15 protein-coding genes are annotated in these 18,338 nt (G+C 54.2%); 9 read left to right on the top strand and 6 right to left on the bottom strand.

Features of this window, described 5'->3' with window-relative positions:
- Positions 1-1,375: 1,375 nt before the first annotated feature.
- The 3 genes from K8V32_RS12595 to K8V32_RS12585 all read left to right on the top strand — a co-directional run bounded on the left by K8V32_RS12595 (position 1,376) and on the right by K8V32_RS12585 (position 4,645).
- Positions 1,376-2,707 (top strand): MFS transporter, encoded by a 1,332-nt coding sequence (locus K8V32_RS12595; RefSeq protein ID WP_303908064.1) that lies wholly within the window; start codon positions 1,376-1,378, stop codon positions 2,705-2,707.
- Positions 2,700-3,503: an alpha/beta fold hydrolase gene (locus K8V32_RS12590; protein WP_303908061.1), complete on the top strand. Its 804-nt coding sequence runs from the start codon at positions 2,700-2,702 to the stop codon at positions 3,501-3,503. The genes K8V32_RS12595 and K8V32_RS12590 overlap by 8 nt, the downstream gene beginning before the upstream one ends.
- Positions 3,504-3,925: 422 nt before the next feature.
- On the top strand, positions 3,926-4,645 hold the full coding sequence (locus tag K8V32_RS12585; RefSeq protein WP_303908058.1) for a TetR/AcrR family transcriptional regulator: 720 nt from the start codon (positions 3,926-3,928) through the stop codon (positions 4,643-4,645).
- A gap of 14 nt (positions 4,646-4,659) precedes the next feature.
- Here K8V32_RS12585 and K8V32_RS12580 read toward each other — a convergent pair whose 3' ends face one another.
- The 3 genes from K8V32_RS12580 to K8V32_RS12570 form a co-directional block, all read right to left on the bottom strand.
- Positions 4,660-5,307 carry an IclR family transcriptional regulator gene (locus K8V32_RS12580; RefSeq protein WP_303908055.1) on the bottom strand — a complete coding sequence of 216 codons (648 nt, stop codon included), beginning with the start codon at positions 5,305-5,307 and terminating at the stop codon, positions 4,660-4,662.
- A 117-nt stretch (positions 5,308-5,424) separates the two neighbouring features.
- Complete coding sequence (locus K8V32_RS12575) at positions 5,425-6,438, bottom strand: NAD(P)-dependent oxidoreductase (protein ID WP_303908052.1); 1,014 nt, start codon at positions 6,436-6,438, stop codon at positions 5,425-5,427.
- Positions 6,439-6,513: 75 nt separating this feature from the next.
- Positions 6,514-7,599, bottom strand: a complete 1,086-nt coding sequence (locus tag K8V32_RS12570) for an isocitrate/isopropylmalate dehydrogenase family protein (RefSeq protein ID WP_303908049.1) — start codon at positions 7,597-7,599, stop codon at positions 6,514-6,516.
- 300 nt (positions 7,600-7,899) lie between these two features.
- Between K8V32_RS12570 and K8V32_RS12565 the strand changes: the two genes are divergently transcribed.
- From K8V32_RS12565 to K8V32_RS12545, 5 genes are all read left to right on the top strand, one after another.
- Complete coding sequence (locus K8V32_RS12565; RefSeq protein ID WP_369681071.1) at positions 7,900-8,550, top strand: IclR family transcriptional regulator; 651 nt, start codon at positions 7,900-7,902, stop codon at positions 8,548-8,550.
- Between the two features lie 130 nt (positions 8,551-8,680).
- Positions 8,681-9,934 (top strand): CaiB/BaiF CoA transferase family protein, encoded by a 1,254-nt coding sequence (locus tag K8V32_RS12560; protein WP_303908046.1) that lies wholly within the window; start codon positions 8,681-8,683, stop codon positions 9,932-9,934.
- Positions 9,934-10,806: a hydroxymethylglutaryl-CoA lyase gene (locus K8V32_RS12555; RefSeq protein WP_303908043.1), complete on the top strand. Its 873-nt coding sequence runs from the start codon at positions 9,934-9,936 to the stop codon at positions 10,804-10,806. The genes K8V32_RS12560 and K8V32_RS12555 overlap by 1 nt, the downstream gene beginning before the upstream one ends.
- Positions 10,807-10,817: 11 nt before the next feature.
- A complete protein-coding gene (locus tag K8V32_RS12550) occupies positions 10,818-12,311 on the top strand; it encodes a 2-hydroxycarboxylate transporter family protein (protein ID WP_303908040.1) in 1,494 nt (497 codons plus the stop codon).
- A 132-nt stretch (positions 12,312-12,443) separates the two neighbouring features.
- Positions 12,444-14,084 (top strand): thiamine pyrophosphate-binding protein, encoded by a 1,641-nt coding sequence (locus K8V32_RS12545; protein WP_303908038.1) that lies wholly within the window; start codon positions 12,444-12,446, stop codon positions 14,082-14,084.
- 8 nt (positions 14,085-14,092) lie between these two features.
- On the opposite strand, the gene K8V32_RS12540 is transcribed toward K8V32_RS12545, so the two are convergent.
- Genes K8V32_RS12540 through K8V32_RS12530 form a run of 3 tightly spaced genes read right to left on the bottom strand, consistent with a single transcriptional unit; the run spans position 14,093 to position 17,753 of the window.
- Positions 14,093-15,478, bottom strand: a complete 1,386-nt coding sequence (locus K8V32_RS12540; RefSeq protein ID WP_303908035.1) for a dihydrolipoamide acetyltransferase family protein — start codon at positions 15,476-15,478, stop codon at positions 14,093-14,095.
- Complete coding sequence (locus K8V32_RS12535) at positions 15,475-16,560, bottom strand: alpha-ketoacid dehydrogenase subunit beta (RefSeq protein ID WP_303908032.1); 1,086 nt, start codon at positions 16,558-16,560, stop codon at positions 15,475-15,477. Before K8V32_RS12535 ends, K8V32_RS12540 begins: the two co-directional genes overlap by 4 nt.
- 11 nt (positions 16,561-16,571) lie before the next feature.
- On the bottom strand, positions 16,572-17,753 hold the full coding sequence (locus K8V32_RS12530) for a thiamine pyrophosphate-dependent enzyme (RefSeq protein WP_303908067.1): 1,182 nt from the start codon (positions 17,751-17,753) through the stop codon (positions 16,572-16,574).
- A gap of 171 nt (positions 17,754-17,924) precedes the next feature.
- Between K8V32_RS12530 and K8V32_RS12525 the strand changes: the two genes are divergently transcribed.
- The coding region (locus K8V32_RS12525; protein WP_303908029.1) for an Lrp/AsnC family transcriptional regulator at positions 17,925-18,338 on the top strand (414 nt) is incomplete at its 3' end.

Here is an 18,338-nt window from a genome sequence, read left to right as displayed (position 1 = left end):
ACCGGTGACCAAGCAGTGCTCACCGACGGGTTCTCCGCGATGAGATAGCTCGCCGCTGGGGACAGTTTCAACCGAGGTGATGCTGGTAGCAGGAAATTCGAACTCCGTTAGCACCGTGCAATCTGTAAGTTCAGGACTTGCTGATTCAGACGCGGCATGAGCAGGAGTGACAAGCCCAGTGAGGAATAGGCCCAGCGCAGCGGCGCTGGCAAGCAGTCGGGGGCGTCTGGTGTTTTTCTTTTGCGCGCCTGCCGATTGTGGTGGCCTGAGATCAGGCCAAGGCGGAGCAAATTTCATAGTGCATACCTTTCTCGAAGAGCAATTGAATATCACCATGACGGCAATGTGACAGAAGTCTCATTTGAGGGTGACCTGGATAGCTTATGAAATTTGCCTCGAATGCACAATGATTGATTGTTGCAATAATTTATGTTATTTCGGGATCGAGTGGCATGTTTGTGTTGAATCCACTGACTGCAGCACCTCGGAAGTATTGACTGTGCGCCACGTGAAGATGCCAACGACGGCGCGCAACACATTGGATAACACATCATGGGAGCCAGCACAGCGCTGACTCCCACGTTTTGACGGTTGATCGTAAAAATGAGTGCAGTTGGGTTCTGAGTTCGCGGGTCTTGAATGCCGCGTCGTAGGCGGTATGCTATGACACGCCGGGTTTTTCCGCCGCTCGAGCAATGGGCAGTTGGTCCATGACCACCGTTTTCACGGCCGACAAGGTCGCCGCATGGGACGAACCCTAGCCTGGGTTCTGTGTTGGTGGCAGATATCCTCCGGATCCACGACCTGCACTCCAGCGTAGCGTGGTCGTGACTGAGCCGTTAACCGGTCATGGTCGCACCGTAGTTGCCCAGTATGCAAAATGCGCAACTGGCACGGATGTGAACTTGCCTCAGGCCCGGAACTCTGTATAGCAATCAGGGTAAAATCTAGGGCGCTTCAGTTAGGGGTTGTTGTCGGCCCGTGCTTCCATTGGGGTGTCATTCCTTCTGGTTGCTCTGGCTTCGCCGTTGTTGTGGGGTCTTTAGTCTTTTATTCGGTGACCCCATCTCCATGTTGAAAACCTTCAAGTTACTCTTTGTAGCACCAGCGGCGCTGCTGTGGCTAGTGGTTTCGATGTCAAGCAGCATAGAAATTTTCCATAGGTAAGTCTTTTTGGGTTTCTGGTAACTGCTGAGTCAAGAGATGTATTCAATTGAAGGTATTTGATTTATAAAATCTTTGAGATGGGCAATTTCTTTTATTTTCTTCGAAGCGTTGACTGTGCCATGGATCACTTGCTAGTGTTCTATCCACCCAGTGAGACTTGGATCCCACTGAGTGTGATTTCCGGGCGCGTATCTGTTTGGAGGAACTTGTGACCAGCGTTGAAGAAAATATTGAGAAAAAGCCGTTGAATGATTCAACGGCATCAGACCCTCGAGAGCTTAGAAAAGTTATTATTTCAAGTTTTCTTGGTACCACCATCGAGTACTATGACTTTCTGCTGTATGCAACCGCATCGGGTCTTGTCTTTAGTCAGGTGTTCTTCAGCGATCTCCCTGCATGGGCAGCGGCTATGGTCTCTTTCGGTACGCTTGCCGTCGGATATGTTGCGCGGCCCTTGGGCGGAGTGATATTCGGGCATTTTGGTGATCGACTGGGTCGTAAAAAGATGCTGCTGTTGAGCATGTGGATTATGGGAGTAGCCAGCGTCCTCATTGGGTGTTTGCCTACCACCGATCAGATTGGGCCTATCGCTGGTGTTTTATTAGTAATGCTCCGTGCAGCGCAAGGCATCGCAATTGGCGGTGAATGGGGTGGCGCGGTACTGATGTCAGCCGAACATTCAGGAGCTGCTCAGCGGGGTTTTAGCGCCAGTTGGACCAATTCTGGTGCACCGGCCGGTTCTGTTCTAGGAACCTTGATGTTCGGCCTATTTGCGACTATGCCAGAAGACGCCTTCTACAGTTATGGTTGGCGCTTTCCGTTCTTACTCAGCGCGGTGCTGCTCATTGTCGGGCTGTTTGTCCGGCATAGCGTTTCCGAAAGTCCTGTATTTCTTAAGGCAATGGAAGAAAAGAAAGACAAACCGCGTCCAAAAGCTCCGCTGGTTCAGATTCTTAAAAATCCAGGAACAGTTCTAAAAATTGCCGTAGCGTTCATGGCTAATCCGGCCATCTCCATTTTGTTTCCGACCGTCGGGATAATGTTTGCGGTCGATGCTGGCGTGGGCCAAAGCGACTTATTATTCGTTATGTCATGCGCCATGTTCGTGCAGATCTTCACCATTCCCGCTTTTGCCGCGCTGTCTGATCGAGTCGGCCGTAAAAGAATTATGGGATGGTCTTTGGTTGTTGCTGCTGTGTGGGTCGTCGCTTTCTTCCCTGTATTAGCTACTGCCAATCTCGTATTAATTAGCGTGATGTATTTTATTGGTCTGCCAATAATCCACGCGGCGCTTATCGGACCGTTGCCGAGCTTTATTAGTGAACAGTTCAGTACCGAAGAACGCTACACAGGGTTGAGCCTTGGCTATCAACTATCAAGTGTACTCGGTGGGTTTACACCGTTGATTATCACAGCCCTGATGGGACCCTCTATGGAAACGACCTGGGCTACCGTATTTTTGGTAGCAGTATTTCTCACAAGTGCTGCGATACTCATGACGCTCAAAGAGCGCAGGAATCAGGAGCTTGCACATGTCTAACGTACCCGTATTAGAACTGGTCTCTGAACGTCCTGGGCGCCCTCTGGTATTGCTCCATGGTTGGGGGTGCGATGCGCGATATTGGGACCGTTTAATTCCAAAACTCGAGCTTCGTGGGTATGAAGTCTGGATTGCTGCCGCACCCGGGTATACAAAAGACTCGACATCGGTTCCCAAATCAGAAGACTATTTTGCTGTCGCCGCAGATCGGCTGGGCAGTGAGCTATACCGTCGCTTCACGAACCCGGTTGACGTCGTGGCACACTCCATGGGCGTGTACATTGCGTGTGTAGTTGCATCCACTCAACCACAAGTTCTGAACTCACTGACCATGCTGAGTATTGTTCCTGATCCACCTCCCCAGAAAAATTCTAATCCAGCGGTCAACGAACTACTGTCTACTGGCTATCTTTCGTATGACACTGCGCAACGCTGTGTCACGAATTGGTATGGTGGCGAGGCATTAGACCCTGAGCAACAAAATGAGTTTGTTTCGGCGCTACAACAAATGCCTGTAGAAACTTTACTAGCGAGTGCTGAGGCCTGCACGTTGGGTCTTGACGCCGGTGTATTGGATAGCGTGCAATCAAAGATACACGTGATCGTTGGAACCAATGATAAGGCACGATCAGTTGACGATATTAAGGCGTATGTGGCGAGTCAACCAGACCGTGAGGTGCGTTTTATCGATAACGCTGGACACATGCCTCATTGGTCTCACCCCAATGATCTCGCCGATGCTATGCATGCTTACATCGAGAAGAGTGCTGTATCACTAAACGGATCTCATTCTTAAAATTCCAAGATCTATAAAAGCACTCCGTGGGGCGGACTCGAGCCGGGCAGATTCGATAATACTGCGTATACCCTTCGTGGCGTATGACGCCAGCTGAGCAAACGAAAAACGGGTCATCATGACATCCGCTCGCCAACGTCATGAAAAGACGGAGCACTTATATGGTTTGCAAAGGTCGTCGTGGCACTTTGATCATGCTAAAGTGCCGGGGCGACCTTGTGCATTCCTTCATCGCCGGTTCACCTTGAATGAGGATTCCGAAAACTCGCTGCTGCGTGGAATACTGAATACAGGGTACGGTTATTGAGTTTTCACGTGCACGAGAGTGCGGATCCTCCCAGTTTCCTCGCGACGAAAAGTGCCAGTTAGTGGGGACGCCTGTAAGCTGACAAAAAACTTATCCTAAACGTCGCGAGGTAATTGTGGAGAGTCGGAAACGAAGTGCAGGAAGACCTGCAAAACCGATACTGAATAGAGAACTCATTGCACAAAGAGCGCTCGAGCTGGTTATTTCAAATGGCCTTGATAGCCTTACGATGACTCAGCTTGCGAAGAAGCTTGGCGTTGCTGCGTCAGCGTTATATAACCACGTTGATAATAAGGCCGATATCGTACTGCTAATCCAAGATGCACTGGTATCCCAGGTTTCGGTAGCGGAAATGCTTAAGTTGATTGACAATGAAACGACGCTGGAAAAAGCCTTGGAGGACTGGGCGCGCTCCTACCGTGCGATTTTCGCGGAGTATCCATCACTGATCCCCCTGATCGCGGTGACGCCGGTTTCAGATGCCCCTGAAACATTGCGAATGTACAATATTGTGGCTCAAGCCATTACCAGCGCTGGAGTTCCGGCTGAGCTGGTGATGCCAGTAATCATTGCCTTTGAATCATTTCTGTTTGGTTCTGCACTGGACGTCAATGCTCCACCGACGATTTTCGATACCCGAGATTCCAGTGTCGAAAGTGCTTGGCTTGAACAGGCCGTAGGCGCGTCGGTAGCAGCACAGGCTTCTGACAATCTAAGTCCACAACACCGACAGGATCCGGTTAACGTATATAACCAGCATGCGGAAGCACCATTTCGCTTTGGCCTGGATGCACTCATTAGGCAGACAACTGGTCTTATTGCGCCGTCCAAATAGTAACCGCACCTTGGTTACATGAGTGCTGCGAGTTCTTTGCGCAGCCGCTCCACATGTTTGGTTAATACGTTACCGAGATCTGGTCCCGGTCCGTCTTTGACTCGGGATGACGGTAAGACCGAACAGACAACACCTTGCATCCGACCGCGAACGATTAGCGGGATACTTAATGAGGAGATACCCGGCGTTCGATCATTGATACTTTCAACCCACCCGTGTTTTTTCAGCGATTCGACCGCTCGGGGTTCGTCTGCAAAGATTCTGCCAGCTGATCCACCATCTTCCAACGGAATGCGCGTGCCCTCGGCGAGAATGGGGCGCAACTCGTGTCCAGAATCTGCAATGGCTACGCACAGTCTCTCGTGATGCAGCTGAATCCAGAACTGGCAGGACTCTCCGGTTTCATCACGCACGCGAGCGAGTGTTTGCCGCACTGTTGTTTCCATCAGGGTTCGTTGGAATCGGCGACCAAGTGAGAATCGTCCGTCAACATCCCGTCGTACGAACCCCAGCTCTTCAAGAGATTCCATGAGCCGGTGGGTGCTAGAAATTGAAATCTCAGTTCTACGGCTGATCTCACTAAGTGTCAACTGGTCGTATTCCAACACGTCAAGGATGTCGGCTGTACGTCGTAATGAACGATTTGTGCTTACTTGTCCCATCAGTTCTCCTGCCAAATTCCCATACTCCGAAAGCATTACGACAGCAAACTCGTACACGTCGCGCTCGATGATGAAACATGCCCGTACAGATCTGGCGCCGTGCTTAACCGCCTGAAACTATATACGTGTTGAGGTGCTGTTCTGGTGAGGTGCCAAGTCCTGGAGTCGTGTCGTCTGGGTGATGACACCGCTGGGGGCACCACCATGCAGCACCGTGTCGATATTTTGCCACACGGTTTGAATTCGTCGTTCCACATTCTCCCAGCCGACTCCTGCCATATGCGGGGTGCAGACTACCTGTTCTAGTTGCAGAAGTTCGCTGTTAAGATCCAGCGGTTCATTCATGTACACGTCCAATCCTGCTCCGGCAATACGGCCGGTGCGTATGGCGTCAATCAGGGCTTGTTCGTCAATGACTTCACCGCGCCCAACATTGATCAGTACGCCATTGGGTTTCATCAGCGCCAATTCTTGCTCACCAATCAACTGTTCTGATTGTTCATTGAGCGGAAGACTCACTGACACGATGTCGGCGTTGCTCATGAGTTCTTCGAGAGAAACTGCTCGCGCACCAAAGAGTTCTGAAACTGTCAGCGGAATTTCCTCGTGATCATAGAAGATCACATTGGCGCCGAATCCGTAATGGACGATTCTGGCGACCCAACGACCAATATTCCCTAACCCAATAATGCCGACAGTTTTGCCATACAGCTCCGCATAGGATGTCTCGTCCAGGTCAGGACGCCATTTCCCTTCGCGGAGTAGTCGTAGCGACTCTGGTATACGGCGCAGCGTTGATAGGATGAGTGTGACTGCATGCTCGGCAACCGAAATGGAATGCGTCTTCATTTGCGCAACCGGAATGCCTAAATCATTGAGCACTTCTTTCGGGAGTTGGCCGTAGCCGGAGCTCATGTATTGAATGAATTTCGCATCCTTTGCAGCACGAAACACTTCTTCAGGAACCTCAATCCCAGAGATCAGGAAGTCAGCATCAGCAGCCTCTTGGCAGAGTTCAGCTACATCGGACCCAGGCGGCATCACTTTCAGTTCGAACCCAGCGGGCACCGTGTCCTGGAGGCGGCTGATGTAGTCCTGGAGTGGATTGACAAAGAGAACCTTATATGTCACGGGATGACACCTTTCGTTGCAGTACACCACAGCGTCGGAATAATGCGATGACGTCGACGGTGTGTGGAAGTCTTGTTACGCTGCGGCTACGGTCGTCAGAGCGTTAATAACGGCGTCGACGACGTCTTGAGTCCCCGCCGTGCCACCTAAATCGCGTGTGCGGGTGCTTTCGTCGGCCAGGGCTTTTTCTACCGCAGCCTGAATATCATGTGCAGCCTTGGTGCAGTGCTCATCGTCGTGCCGTTCACCGAGCCATTCCAGCATCATTGCCGCCGACAGCATCATGGCCGTTGGATTGGCGATACCTTGTCCGGCAATGTCGGGCGCACTGCCATGCGATGGTTGGAATACACCGTGAGTCATGCTGACATCTGCGGAAGGGGCGATGCCGAGTCCGCCAACAAGACCTGCGGCAATTTCGGAAAGAATGTCACCAAAGATATTCTCAGAGACGACAACATCAAATTTCTCTGGGTTCGTTACCATGTACATGGAGCCCAGGTCGATGTAGTACTTGGCCGTCTCAATGTCGGGGTGTTGTGCGGCGACTTCGTCAAATACTTTCTCCATGAGAACGTTGCTGCGAAGCGCGTTAGATTTGTGTAACAGTGTTACATGCCCCGGAGTGCCGCGCTTGCGGCGTGCTCGTGCCTGAGAAAACGCAATATCGAAGAGTTTTTCGCAACCTTGGCGAGTAATGGTCATTCGGTCGCTTGCGAAAGTATCACTTGGTTCGTGTTGATCGTGGAGCCCTGCGAACATTCCTTCGGAGGTTTCTCGTATAACCAGCATGTCGATGTTTTCTGCTTTTACAGGGGTCTCGATGCCCGGAAAACGTCGCACCGGGCGGAGGCTTGCCGTCAATTCGTAGTGTGCCCGCATTTCAACTTGCGCGCCCAGCTCTAAACCTTCGGGGCCACGAACATCCGGTAACCCCATAGCACCAAATAGTACTGCGTGGGATTTGCCGATTTCGTTCATATCTTCGGCGGTAATTTTACGTCCAGTACGGCGATATAAGTCTGCGCTAAAGTCATGGAACCGGTAGCTGAAGTTCAAGCCGTAGCGCGCTTCGCATTCGTCCAGTACGGCTATGGCAGCCTGAGTGATTTCAGGCCCAATCCCATCTCCTGGGATAACTTCGATTTGATATTTCGCCATGGTTTCTCTCCTTCAATATTTTAATATCGTTGATATTGCAGGCATTTTATGGAGGGCTACGCTATCACCGAGTGTCACTTATGACTATCCGAGAGCAGTTTTAAAACACATATTTCCCGCACAGTGGGAATTATTGCTTGCGAGCCCGTGTTGTTCGAATAGAGGGTGCGAGTGAGTGTCTTCAAGCTGCCCGACTGTGGCGTCTGGCATCGCCTTCTTCGATGAACCGGCGACTTAAGTGCCAGTTCGGCAGCGTGGTATGACTACAATCTGGGGGCAAGAGTTAATCTGACGGGAAAGATGATGGCTTCGAAAGAATTACAGCCTGGCGAAGGTGCCACGAACCGCATGTTGGAGCGAGTGACGGCAATATTAGATGCTGTAGGAGTTGAAACACTCACTGCAACTGAAATAGCTCACCGAACCGGTTTGTCGAAGTCCACTGCACATCGAGTGGCGCAGTCCATGGAAGCTTACGGGTTTTTGTCGCGACGTGATGATGGTGGTTATTCCATGGGTCGCCGCATGCTTTCTCTACCGCTGCAGGCTCTCGCGGCACCGTTCCTTGAGGCTTTGCGTGAAGAAACTGGCGAAACTGCTCAGTTGTGGGTCCGGCAGGGTGACCAACGACTGTGTGTCGAGTCATTGGATAGCCATCACCGCTTGCGCATCACTGCTGAACCGGGGCTGGTTTATCCTCTGCATGGTTCCGCAGGCAAAATTTTGGCCAGTGGCAATTTATCGGAGACTCTCGGTGACCGGGGTTGGGTCGAGTCTGTTGAAGAGCGAACGCCCGGGTTGTCATCTGTGAGCGCTCCAGTAGTGCGCCATGGCAGTGTCGTTGGAGCTGTCTGTCTTGCTGTCCCAGTGGTGAGGTTAGCTAAATCCCCAGGTCAAGACTATGGTCAGCTCGTTATTCGGACAGCGGAGCAGATTTCTGAAGCGCTTTGATGCTTGACCTCAACATCTCTTGAGGGTCGGATTTTTTGAAATAGGACTTGTGATCTAACGCACCTATCGCTACACTTAGTCCTACTTGATAGGAAGTCTGTCCCATTTAGTGAGAATTGAGGGTAGGAGATTGGAAAACCTACATACTATTGATGCACTGCCTCTCGAGGGTGTACGAGTTCTAGAACTTGGAAACTTCATTGCAGCTCCATTTGCTGCACGGATCTTTGCAGATTTTGGTGCAGAAGTCATCAAAATCGAAAAACCAGAACTCGGCGATGAAGTTCGTGACTGGCGCACCCCACGCGGTACTACCTCTATGATCTTTCGGACGTTGGCGCGCAACAAAAAATCCGTTGAACTTGACTTGCGTGACGAACGCGGCCGGGCTGCAATCCTTGAATTAGCCAAATCCACTGATGTGGTCATCGAAAACTTCCGTCCCGGCACACTAGAACGCTGGGGGATCGGACCAGAGGAACTCACCGCGGTGAATCCAGATATCGTTATCGTCCGAATCTCCGGCTATGGACAGACAGGACCATACCGGGATCGCGCTGGATTTGGCTCGGCAGCAGAATCTTTTGCCGGTCTACGATACATCACCGGCGAACCAGACCGCCCTGCAGGACGCTCAGCCGCACCGATTGGTGACTCCGTTGCTGGTCTCTATGGCGTTATCGGCGCTCTGATGCTTATGATCAAACGCCAGCGACTGAAGGCCGCCGGGGTGCCAAGCGAACCCGGTCACCAAGATAACGTCGCTGATGTGGCCCTCTACGAGAGTGTCTTTTCAATTCTGGAATCCATCGTGCCCGACTACGATGCCTATGGTGTTGTTCGACAGCGACAGGGAGCGGTGCTGCCGGGTGTAGTACCCGCTGGTGCCTACCCGACGGCTGATGATCTGGAAGTCGTCATTGGTGGCAACTCCAATTCTGTATTCCAGCGGCTGATGACCGCCATTGGTCGGGCTGATCTGGCCAATGACGAGACTTTGAGATCTACGGAAGCTCGCGGTGCGCGAGAACAAGAGCTCAACAGCGCGATTCGAGAGTGGACCTCTACCCATGATCTCGATGCCGCACTGGAAATCCTCAGTGAAGCAGGCGTACCTGCCGCACCGGTTTACGATGCCAAGTCGCTAGCTGAAGACGAACACTATCTTGCCCGCGACATGATCCAGCCGATGTCAGTCGTCGTCGAAGACGAACCAGAAATCGTCCGATTCCCAGGTATCGTGCCAAAAATTGCCTCCCACGATGGCAAGATCCGCTGGGTGGGACCAGAACTGGGGGCCGACACGGATCAGGTCCTGCGCGACGTTGCTGGGTATAGCCCGGAACAGATTGCCGAAATGTCGAAAGACACGGTGAAACAATAATGTCAAAGAACATTCTTGTTACAGATGTTTTCTTGCGAGACGGTCTACAAGATGAACCAGTGGTCGTCAGTATTGAAGATCGTATCCAGATTGCTTATCAACTGCGGGATGCGGGCATTCAACGCATGGAAGTTGCCTCCTTTGTGAACCCAAAACGGGTTCCACAAATGGCTGGTGCCGATGACATTGTTGCACAGCTGAGCCAGGATCCAGGATTTTCCCCGAGCATCACCTCGTTAGTGTTGAATGGCAAAGGTGTCGAACGAGCGATCGCGGCAGGGGATCACTCGATACAGCTGGTCCTGTCAGCATCGGAAGAGCACTCCAAAGCAAATTCCGGACAAACAGTCGATGAGGCACTTCAGGGGCTGATCAGCGCCGCACAGAAATACCCGCAGGTTGAGTTTTTTGCCGGTGTATCCACAGCATTCCGATGCCCATTTGAAGGCTATATCCCCGCAGAACGACTCGTGAGGATCGTGGAGAAGCTCTTGCAAGCCGGTATTACTACGGTTGGCCTGGCTGACACTCTGGGGACTACTGAACCAGAGATTCTTGCGGCGTCATTAGACACCGTGCTCAGCGAATTTCCAGAAGCGACCTACAGTCTGCACCTGCATAATGCCCATGGTCGAGCGCTTGAAAGTGTCGATTTGGCTATTGAACGCGGCGTCATCATGTTTGATGCGGCATTGGGCGGTTTTGGCGGTTGTCCATTCGCCCCGGGTGCAGCTGGAAATCTTTCAACCACTGAACTGGTTGAACATCTTCACCAGCAAGGCTTCGAAACTGGCATCGATGAAGTCAAGCTCAATGCAGTCACCGCGACCGCAATGCAGGTGGTTGATGCCGGTGAAAAAATCACAGGATAACGGAGCATCCCATGACAGAACAGTACTCCGACGCAAAACGATCGACTACCGGATCAAAGCACCAACCCAAACTGCCCTCAGGGTTGACTCCTTCCACCGAGGTTGACGCCGTTGGCCAAGATCTCAACTGGGGCACCAATATTTATCCTTCGTCGATGACATTGGAGGACCAGCACACCAAATGGTGGTTAGCCTGGTCAAAAATGATGACGGATCCAAAATGGCGTGTCGGGTTCATCCCGATCCCATATTTTGCGGTGGCTTTTCTGCTGATGATCCTGGCCTCGTATTACGATGCACTGCCACCGTCCATGGTGACAGGATTTGCTATCACCGGGCTGCTGGGCGGCATCTTAATGTGGATCGGGAATCGTATCCCGAAAGTTCGAGATTACGGGTTACCGACGCTGTTGTGTACCTTCGTCCCTGCCATTTTGTACTTTGCGGGAGTCATCCCGGAAAATATTCAGGTCGCAGTGTCAACCTTTGTCACCGACCAAGGCTTCCTGGACTTCTTCGTATCTGCCATTATCGTTGGTGCTTTACTGGGCATGCCACGGACCCTGCTGATCAAGGCTGGCCCACGGTTCTTTGTGCCGCTGATCGTCACAATCGTTGGCGTATTTGCCATCATGGGTGCCATCTCAGCAGCCGCGGGTGAAGGCTTCTTCGAAGGTATGCTGTTCTTTGCCGCTCCAATTATGGCCGGTGGCATCGGCCTTGGTGCCGTGCCGATGGCCGAAATGTATGCCGCCCAGTTGGGCACCGATCCATCAGTGTTTATGGGCAACCTGGTTGCCGTAACCGCACTGGCAAACGCTGTCTGCGTGGTCTTTGCCGGCCTGTTACGAGGTGCAACGAAGAACGGCAAACAGTGGTTTGTCGGATTCAACGGCAACGGTGAGTTGATGCGGATCAAAGGTCACGCCGGAGAGTTTGAACAGCCTCGTAAGAAAGCCCACACGAATTTTGTGGCACTGTTTCAAGGCCTGATGATGGCTTCACTCGTGCTCATGATTGGTGGTCTGCTCAGTTCTGCGATCGGCGGCCTGCATATGTACGCCTGGACCATTATCGTGGCTGCCGCACTGAAAATCTTCAAACTCCTGCCAAATGAGCTCGAAAGCGCTGCCACCCAGTGGGGCGATTTCGTCAATAAAACGCTGGTTTCTGCCTTACTAGTGGGTGTGAGCTTGACCTTCATAGACCTGAATGAAGTCCTCGATGCGGTCACCAGTGCCCACTTCTTGTTGATGACGATCGGTGCCGTCGCCTTCGCAGGTATTATTGCCGGCGTCAGCGGGTGGTTAGTCAAATTCCACTTTGTCGAAGCCGCCGTTATTCCAGGCTTGATCATGGCCGACTCGGGTGGTTCCGGCGATGTGGCGGTCCTCTCGGCAGCAGATCGAATGCATTTGATGCCATTTGCTGCCATGGCCACTCGCTTGGGAGGAACCGTTACCTTATTCCTCGCCACGCTCTTGGTGCCATTCCTCATGGCGTAATGCAAGCATTGAATAATGCTTGGGGTCTTCCACAGTCAATGCTATAAGGCCAGCAGTGGAAGACCCTAGCGCTGATGGCACTACCGTCGTTATATTCCCGCCGCACCCAAGTCTGATGTTTGGAGTTTTATCGTGAGTACAGTTTCTGAAGTCGTCGCAGGTGTTGTGGCAGAATATGTGACCGATGTTTTTGCTTTGATGGGCAACGGCAACGCATATTTCACGGACGCACTGGCCCGCCAACAAAAAGTGCGCACCACGGGATTGCGCCACGAAGCCGGAACCGTCGCTTCGGCTGACGCCTACTACCGGGTCAGCCGCAATATGGCGGTGGCTACGACAACCTTTGGCCCCGGGTACACGAATACGGTCACCCCGTTGGCCGAAGCCGTGCAATCACGTACCCCGATGGTATTTGTCGTCGGAGATCAACCGACCACCGGTGCCCGGCCCTGGGACATTGACCAGACCGGGATAGCTGAGAACGTTGGCGCTGTGACCATGATCGTGAATCAAATAAATCCTGGGCAACAGACCGTGGACGCTTTTCAGACCGCATGGCAACAGCGGGTGCCAGTTGTGCTATTCATTCCACATGACATTGGACCGGAACCTGCCCAACCAGAACCAGATTTAGTGGTGAAGCCACTTCCGCCAGTGGACTCAACGACGCCGGATGTGACCGAGGCCCTGGGCCTGTTGTCCACCGCGAAACGACCGTTGATCCTTGCCGGACGGGGCGCCCGTGAGGCGTCCGGGGTGCTGGGCAAACTCGCCGATCGACTCGGCGCGCTCACTGTTGCCACGGCGCCTGCACGCGGCATATTTTCTGGGCGCCCCTTTGACCTAGGCGTCTGCGGCGGTTTTGCTTCCGAAAGCTCATCGGCGCTGATTCGTTCCGCAGACGTCGTGCTCGTGGTGGGTGCCGGGCTGAATCAATTCACGACGGCCTTTGGGACACAATTTCATGACGAGACCGTACTCATCCAGGTCGACCTTGCCGAGGCCCAAACACACCCTCGAGTCAACGTGTTCTATCAGGCGGATGCCACCGACGTCGTCACAGCACTACTGACCGAGCTAGCAAACCACCCGGTGCCAGCAACACCCTGGAACGGGCAGGCTGAACACGCCCGCGAATCACAACTGAATTTCGACCGGGACACCGGAACTGGTCAAGCCGAAGACGGCCGCTTGGATCCGCGCACTGCCATGCATCGCCTGAACACCATTTTGCCGACCAACCGGCAAGTCGTGTCCGACGGCGGTCACTTTATCGGTTGGTCCAGCTATTACCTCGACCTGCCAGCCTCGGATAGTTTGACCCTGGTGGGGACCCAATACCAAGCCATCGGACTGGGCCTGCCATCGGCGGTCGGCGCAGCGCGAGGCCGCCCGGATACCACGGTCGTCGTGGCTACCGGCGATGGTGGCGGAGTCATGGGACTGCCCGACCTGCACGCGTTAGTGCACACCGCGGCCAGCGCTGTCGTGCTGGTGTTCAACGATGCCTGCTACGGTGCCGAAATCCACCAGTATGGTTCCCAAGGTCTAGATGAGCAGATCATGGAAATTGAACAAATCGATTTCGCCACGGTCGCGCAGGGATTCGGTGCTCAAGGCGTTGTGATCAACACCGTAAATGATCTTGACCAAGTCCAACAGTGGGTGCGTGACGGCGCACATGGCACGTTGGTTGTGGATATGCGGATTTCCCGAAATGTGGTTGCACCCTATATTCAGGAAATCATCGAGCTGACCATCAAACGCTAACGTTACTCCTACAGGTCAGCGAGCACTGACGTTGGATGCTGCATCGCATCGGCCACGGAAGTCAAGAATGCTGATCCGGTAGCGCCGTCAGTGACACGGTGATCAAATGACAGCGTCAGCTCGGTGACTTTGCGTACCGCCAATTGCCCATCGACAACCCACGGCCGGTCAATAATGCGCCCGACCCCCATAATGGCAACCTCTGGCGCATTGATAATCGCGGCTGCACCATCAACACCCAGCACACCGTAGTTATTCAGCGTAAAGGTACCGCGGGTTAGCTCAGCCACCGTGCATTGGCCACGGCGTGCTTTATCCACCAATTCCGTGATTTCGCCCGTGAGCTCACGAGCTGAATATCGTTCGGCGTGTTCAACCGCAGGCACCACCAGCCCGCGCTCGCTATCGGTGGCAATGCCCAGATTGATCCCGTCAAAATACACCAGCTCGGCGCCGTCGTCGGACTCAACAAACCGGGTATTTAGCACCGGATAGCGGCGAAGGGCTGCGGTAACGAATCGGGCGATCAGCCCCAACAAACTCGGTGCAGTCTCAGGGTTATCTGCTTTGAGCCGGGCCTGGAGCTCGAGCAACTCGGTGACATCAACATCAACCCAGGAGGTCGCATCCGGAATGGTCGACCGTGAGCGCACCATGTGATCGGCGATCATCTTGCGCACGCCGGTGACCGGGATGCGTTCGGCAACCGCCAGACCAGCCGGGGCATCCGTATGCTCGGTGGTGGATGTGGACGCCGGCTGGGTAGGCTGCTGGGGTGCGGCCTGGAGCTGTGGGTCGGGCTGGTCGATGGCGGCCATCACGTCGGCCCGCAAAATGATGCCGTCGGGTCCGCTACCGGTCAGCCGGCTAATATCCACCCCGTGGCGCTTGGCCAAGAGTCGGACCAGCGGGGAAATCACCCGGGGTGCGCTGGCAGCAGCCGAGGCCCGGCCGGGAGCTGCGGTGCCATTGCCCGAGACCTTGGTGGCTCGTTTGGATCGACGCGTGCGTCGCGTGGAGGCACCCCCGGAGGTACCGTAACCGATGAGCACATTCCCGGAAGCCCCGTCGTCACTATCTTCAGAGACTGTGATGCCGGCGCGTTCTTCTTCCCGATAATCCAGGGCACCGGGGTGCTGAGCGTCGTCGTCGGTGGTCAGGGCAATTGTGATCAGTGGATTGCCCACGTGCAGGGTATCGCCCGGGGTGCCGTGCAGTGTTTCGACCGTCCCTGCATAGGGGGAGGGGACTTCCACCAGGGCTTTGGCGGTTTCGACCTCGGCGATGGGTTGATCCACCGTAATGGTGTCGCCCACGGCCACGAGCCATTGGACGAGTTCGGCTTCGGTGAGGCCTTCGCCCAGATCAGGCAGTTGAAATACTTGGATGGTCATCGGTTGCCTCCTGCGGTTGTGACCGGACGATAATCTACGGGGGTGTCATCCCATTGCAGGTCATCAATGGCATCCAAAATCCGGTCAACATTGGGCAGGTAGTATTTCTCTAGCATCGGTGGCGGATACGGGATGTCAAAGCCCGTCACCCGCAGTACCGGGGCGGCTAGCGAGTGGAAACACCGCTGCTGAATGCGTGCGACCAGCTCAGAAGCTACCGAGGCGAAACCTTGTGGTTCGGCCACAACGACGGCGCGGCCGGTCTTGGTTACCGAGTCGATGATGGTCTGTTCGTCCAGCGGGTTGATGGTGCGTAAATCGATGACTTCGACGCTGAGGTTTTCGGCCGCGGCAGCTTCGGCGGCCGATAAACACGTCACCACCGATGGGCCGTAGGAGACTAGGGTGACGTCGTCGCCCGGGCGAATTACGGCGGCTCGTGCGTAGGCTTCACCGTGTTCGCGCCGTTCCTCGACCTGGGCCCAGCGGGTGGTGAATTCTTCACGCAGTTGTTCCAGTGAGACATCGGCCTTGGTCCAATAGAGCTTCTTGGGTTCCATGAAGATGACCGGGTCATCGAGTCGGATTGCGTAGCGCAGCATCAGGTAGGCGTCTTCAACGCTGGCCGGAGTGTAAATTTTCAGGCCCGCGGCGTGCGCGTAGAAGGTTTCGGAAGAATCCGAGTGGTGCTCGACGCCGCCAATACCGCCACCGTAGGGGATGCGCACGGTGATGGGCAACGAGACGGCACCTTTGGTGCGGTTGCGCATCTTGGCCATGTGGCTGATCATTTGCTGAAATGCGGGATAGGCGAAGGCATCGAATTGCATTTCGATCACCGGGCGCACCCCGCCGATGGCCATCCCAATGGCCGTGCCGGCGATGCCTGATTCGGCCAACGGCGTGTCAAAACAGCGGTCTTCGCCGAATTGTTGGCTCAGGCCCTCGGTAATTCTGAACACGCCACCCAGTGTGGCGACATCCTCACCGAAGACCACAACCATGTCATTGGCCGACATCTCATCGGCCAGGGCAGCATTGAGTGCTGCAGCCAGGGTCAGGGTAGATTTTTCCTTGCTCATGCTCAGGCTCCTTAGACACTCGTATCGTCAGTGTGGGCATCGCGGGCGAGTTCTTCTGCCAACTGGGCGCGTTGTTCAGCCAGCTGTGGGGTTTGTACCGAGTACACATGATCGAATAGATCTAACGGTTGAATATCGGGCTGTTGTCCCATGGCCTCACGCAGTGCCGATGCGACGTCTTCGGCATCGGTCTGATACTGAGCCTCCAGCTGTTCGGTTAATGCACCCTCGGAGCGCAGGTAGGTGCGCATCCGGGTGATGGGGTCCCGCCTGGTCCACTCATCAACTTCTTTACTGTGCCGGTATCGGGTGGCGTCATCGGCGTTGGTGTGCGACTGGATTCGATAGGTGTCTGCTTCGACCAAGAAGGGGCCGCCGCCTTCCCGACATAATTTCACGGCCCGACCTAGCACTGCCAGCAGAGCGGCCAGGTCGTTGCCGTCCACGAGTTCCCCGGCCATCCCATAACCAACCGCTTTATGCGCCAGCGATGGGGCTGCGGTCTGGCGGGAGAGCGGCACGGAGATCGCATACTTATTATTCTGCACAAAAAAGATCACCGGCAACCGGAAGACGGCCGCAAAATTCAGGGCCTCGTGGAAGTCCCCTTCGGAGGTGCCCCCTTCCCCAACCATGCCCAGCACGACCACATCTTCACCCTTGAGTCGGGCCGCCTGGGCCATGCCCACGGCGTGGAGCAGCTGGGTGGTTAGCGGAGTCGACTGGATTGAAGTGTTGTATTCAAGCGGGTTGTAGCCCTGATGCCAGTTGCCGCGGAAATTGGTCATCACCTGGATGGGATCCACCCCGCGTACAATCACGGCAACCGTGTCACGATAGGTGGGAAACAACCAGTCGGAGGGGGATAAGCACAATGCGGCGGCGACTTCGGAGGCCTCTTGACCGTGCGATGACGGGTAGACTGCCATGCGACCCTGACGAACGAGTGCGTAGTTTTGGTCGTTGACACGACGGCCGATGACCAACTGGCGGTAGCCTTCTAACAGTTCTTGGATCTCGGGCATCGGGTATTCATGTCCCGGGGTGTGGCCTTGTTCCTCGGGTGGTAACAGGGCACCGGTTTCCGAGATCATTTGGATCCGGCCGTGGGTGGGCAGTAAATAATCTTCGAGACTAATCCCGAGTTTCTTGGCTTTTTCCTCTGAGAGATCAGGTTGTGCATTTTCCGGCATCATAGCTAATGATCCTCTCGTGTGAGCGGCATAACAGTAAATCCAGTATGGCTAGTGGAATCGATCAGTGGGCGTGTATTGGAAAATCAGCGACAAATCACCAAAATCCACCTAGACTGAAGAACATATTGTTCAAAAAATTGGGTATGCGATAACAAAGTGGTGATGCCGGTGACGACACCCGAAGAGTGGTCGGCACAGGCCCCTGCGCTGGATAGCATCGACCGGAATATTATTTCGGTGCTGGCCCAAGACGGTCGGATATCAATGACGGCGCTGGCTGAGCAGGTGCACATTTCGCGCGCACACTGCCATGCTCGACTCCAGCGTTTGCAAGACACCGGTGTCATTACCGGGTTCACCGTCAACGTGGATCCACTCAAATTGGGATTCGGGGCATCAGCGCATGTCATTTTAAAATTGCGGCAACACAACTGGCGTGCGTTACGCCAACAGTTGCTCGACATTCCAGAAGTCTGGCACGTGACCCTGACCGGTGGGCCGATGGATGTCATCCTGTTAGTCCGGGCCAAAGACACCGCAGACCTGCGCAGGGTGGTATTTGATGAAATTCAGCCGCTGTCG

Source organism: Enteractinococcus helveticum, from assembly GCF_020742345.1.
GTDB classification, from domain to species: domain Bacteria; phylum Actinomycetota; class Actinomycetes; order Actinomycetales; family Micrococcaceae; genus Yaniella; species Yaniella helvetica_A.
Note: the sequence above shows the minus strand (reverse complement) of the source record. Positions and strands in the feature narration are given on the sequence as shown.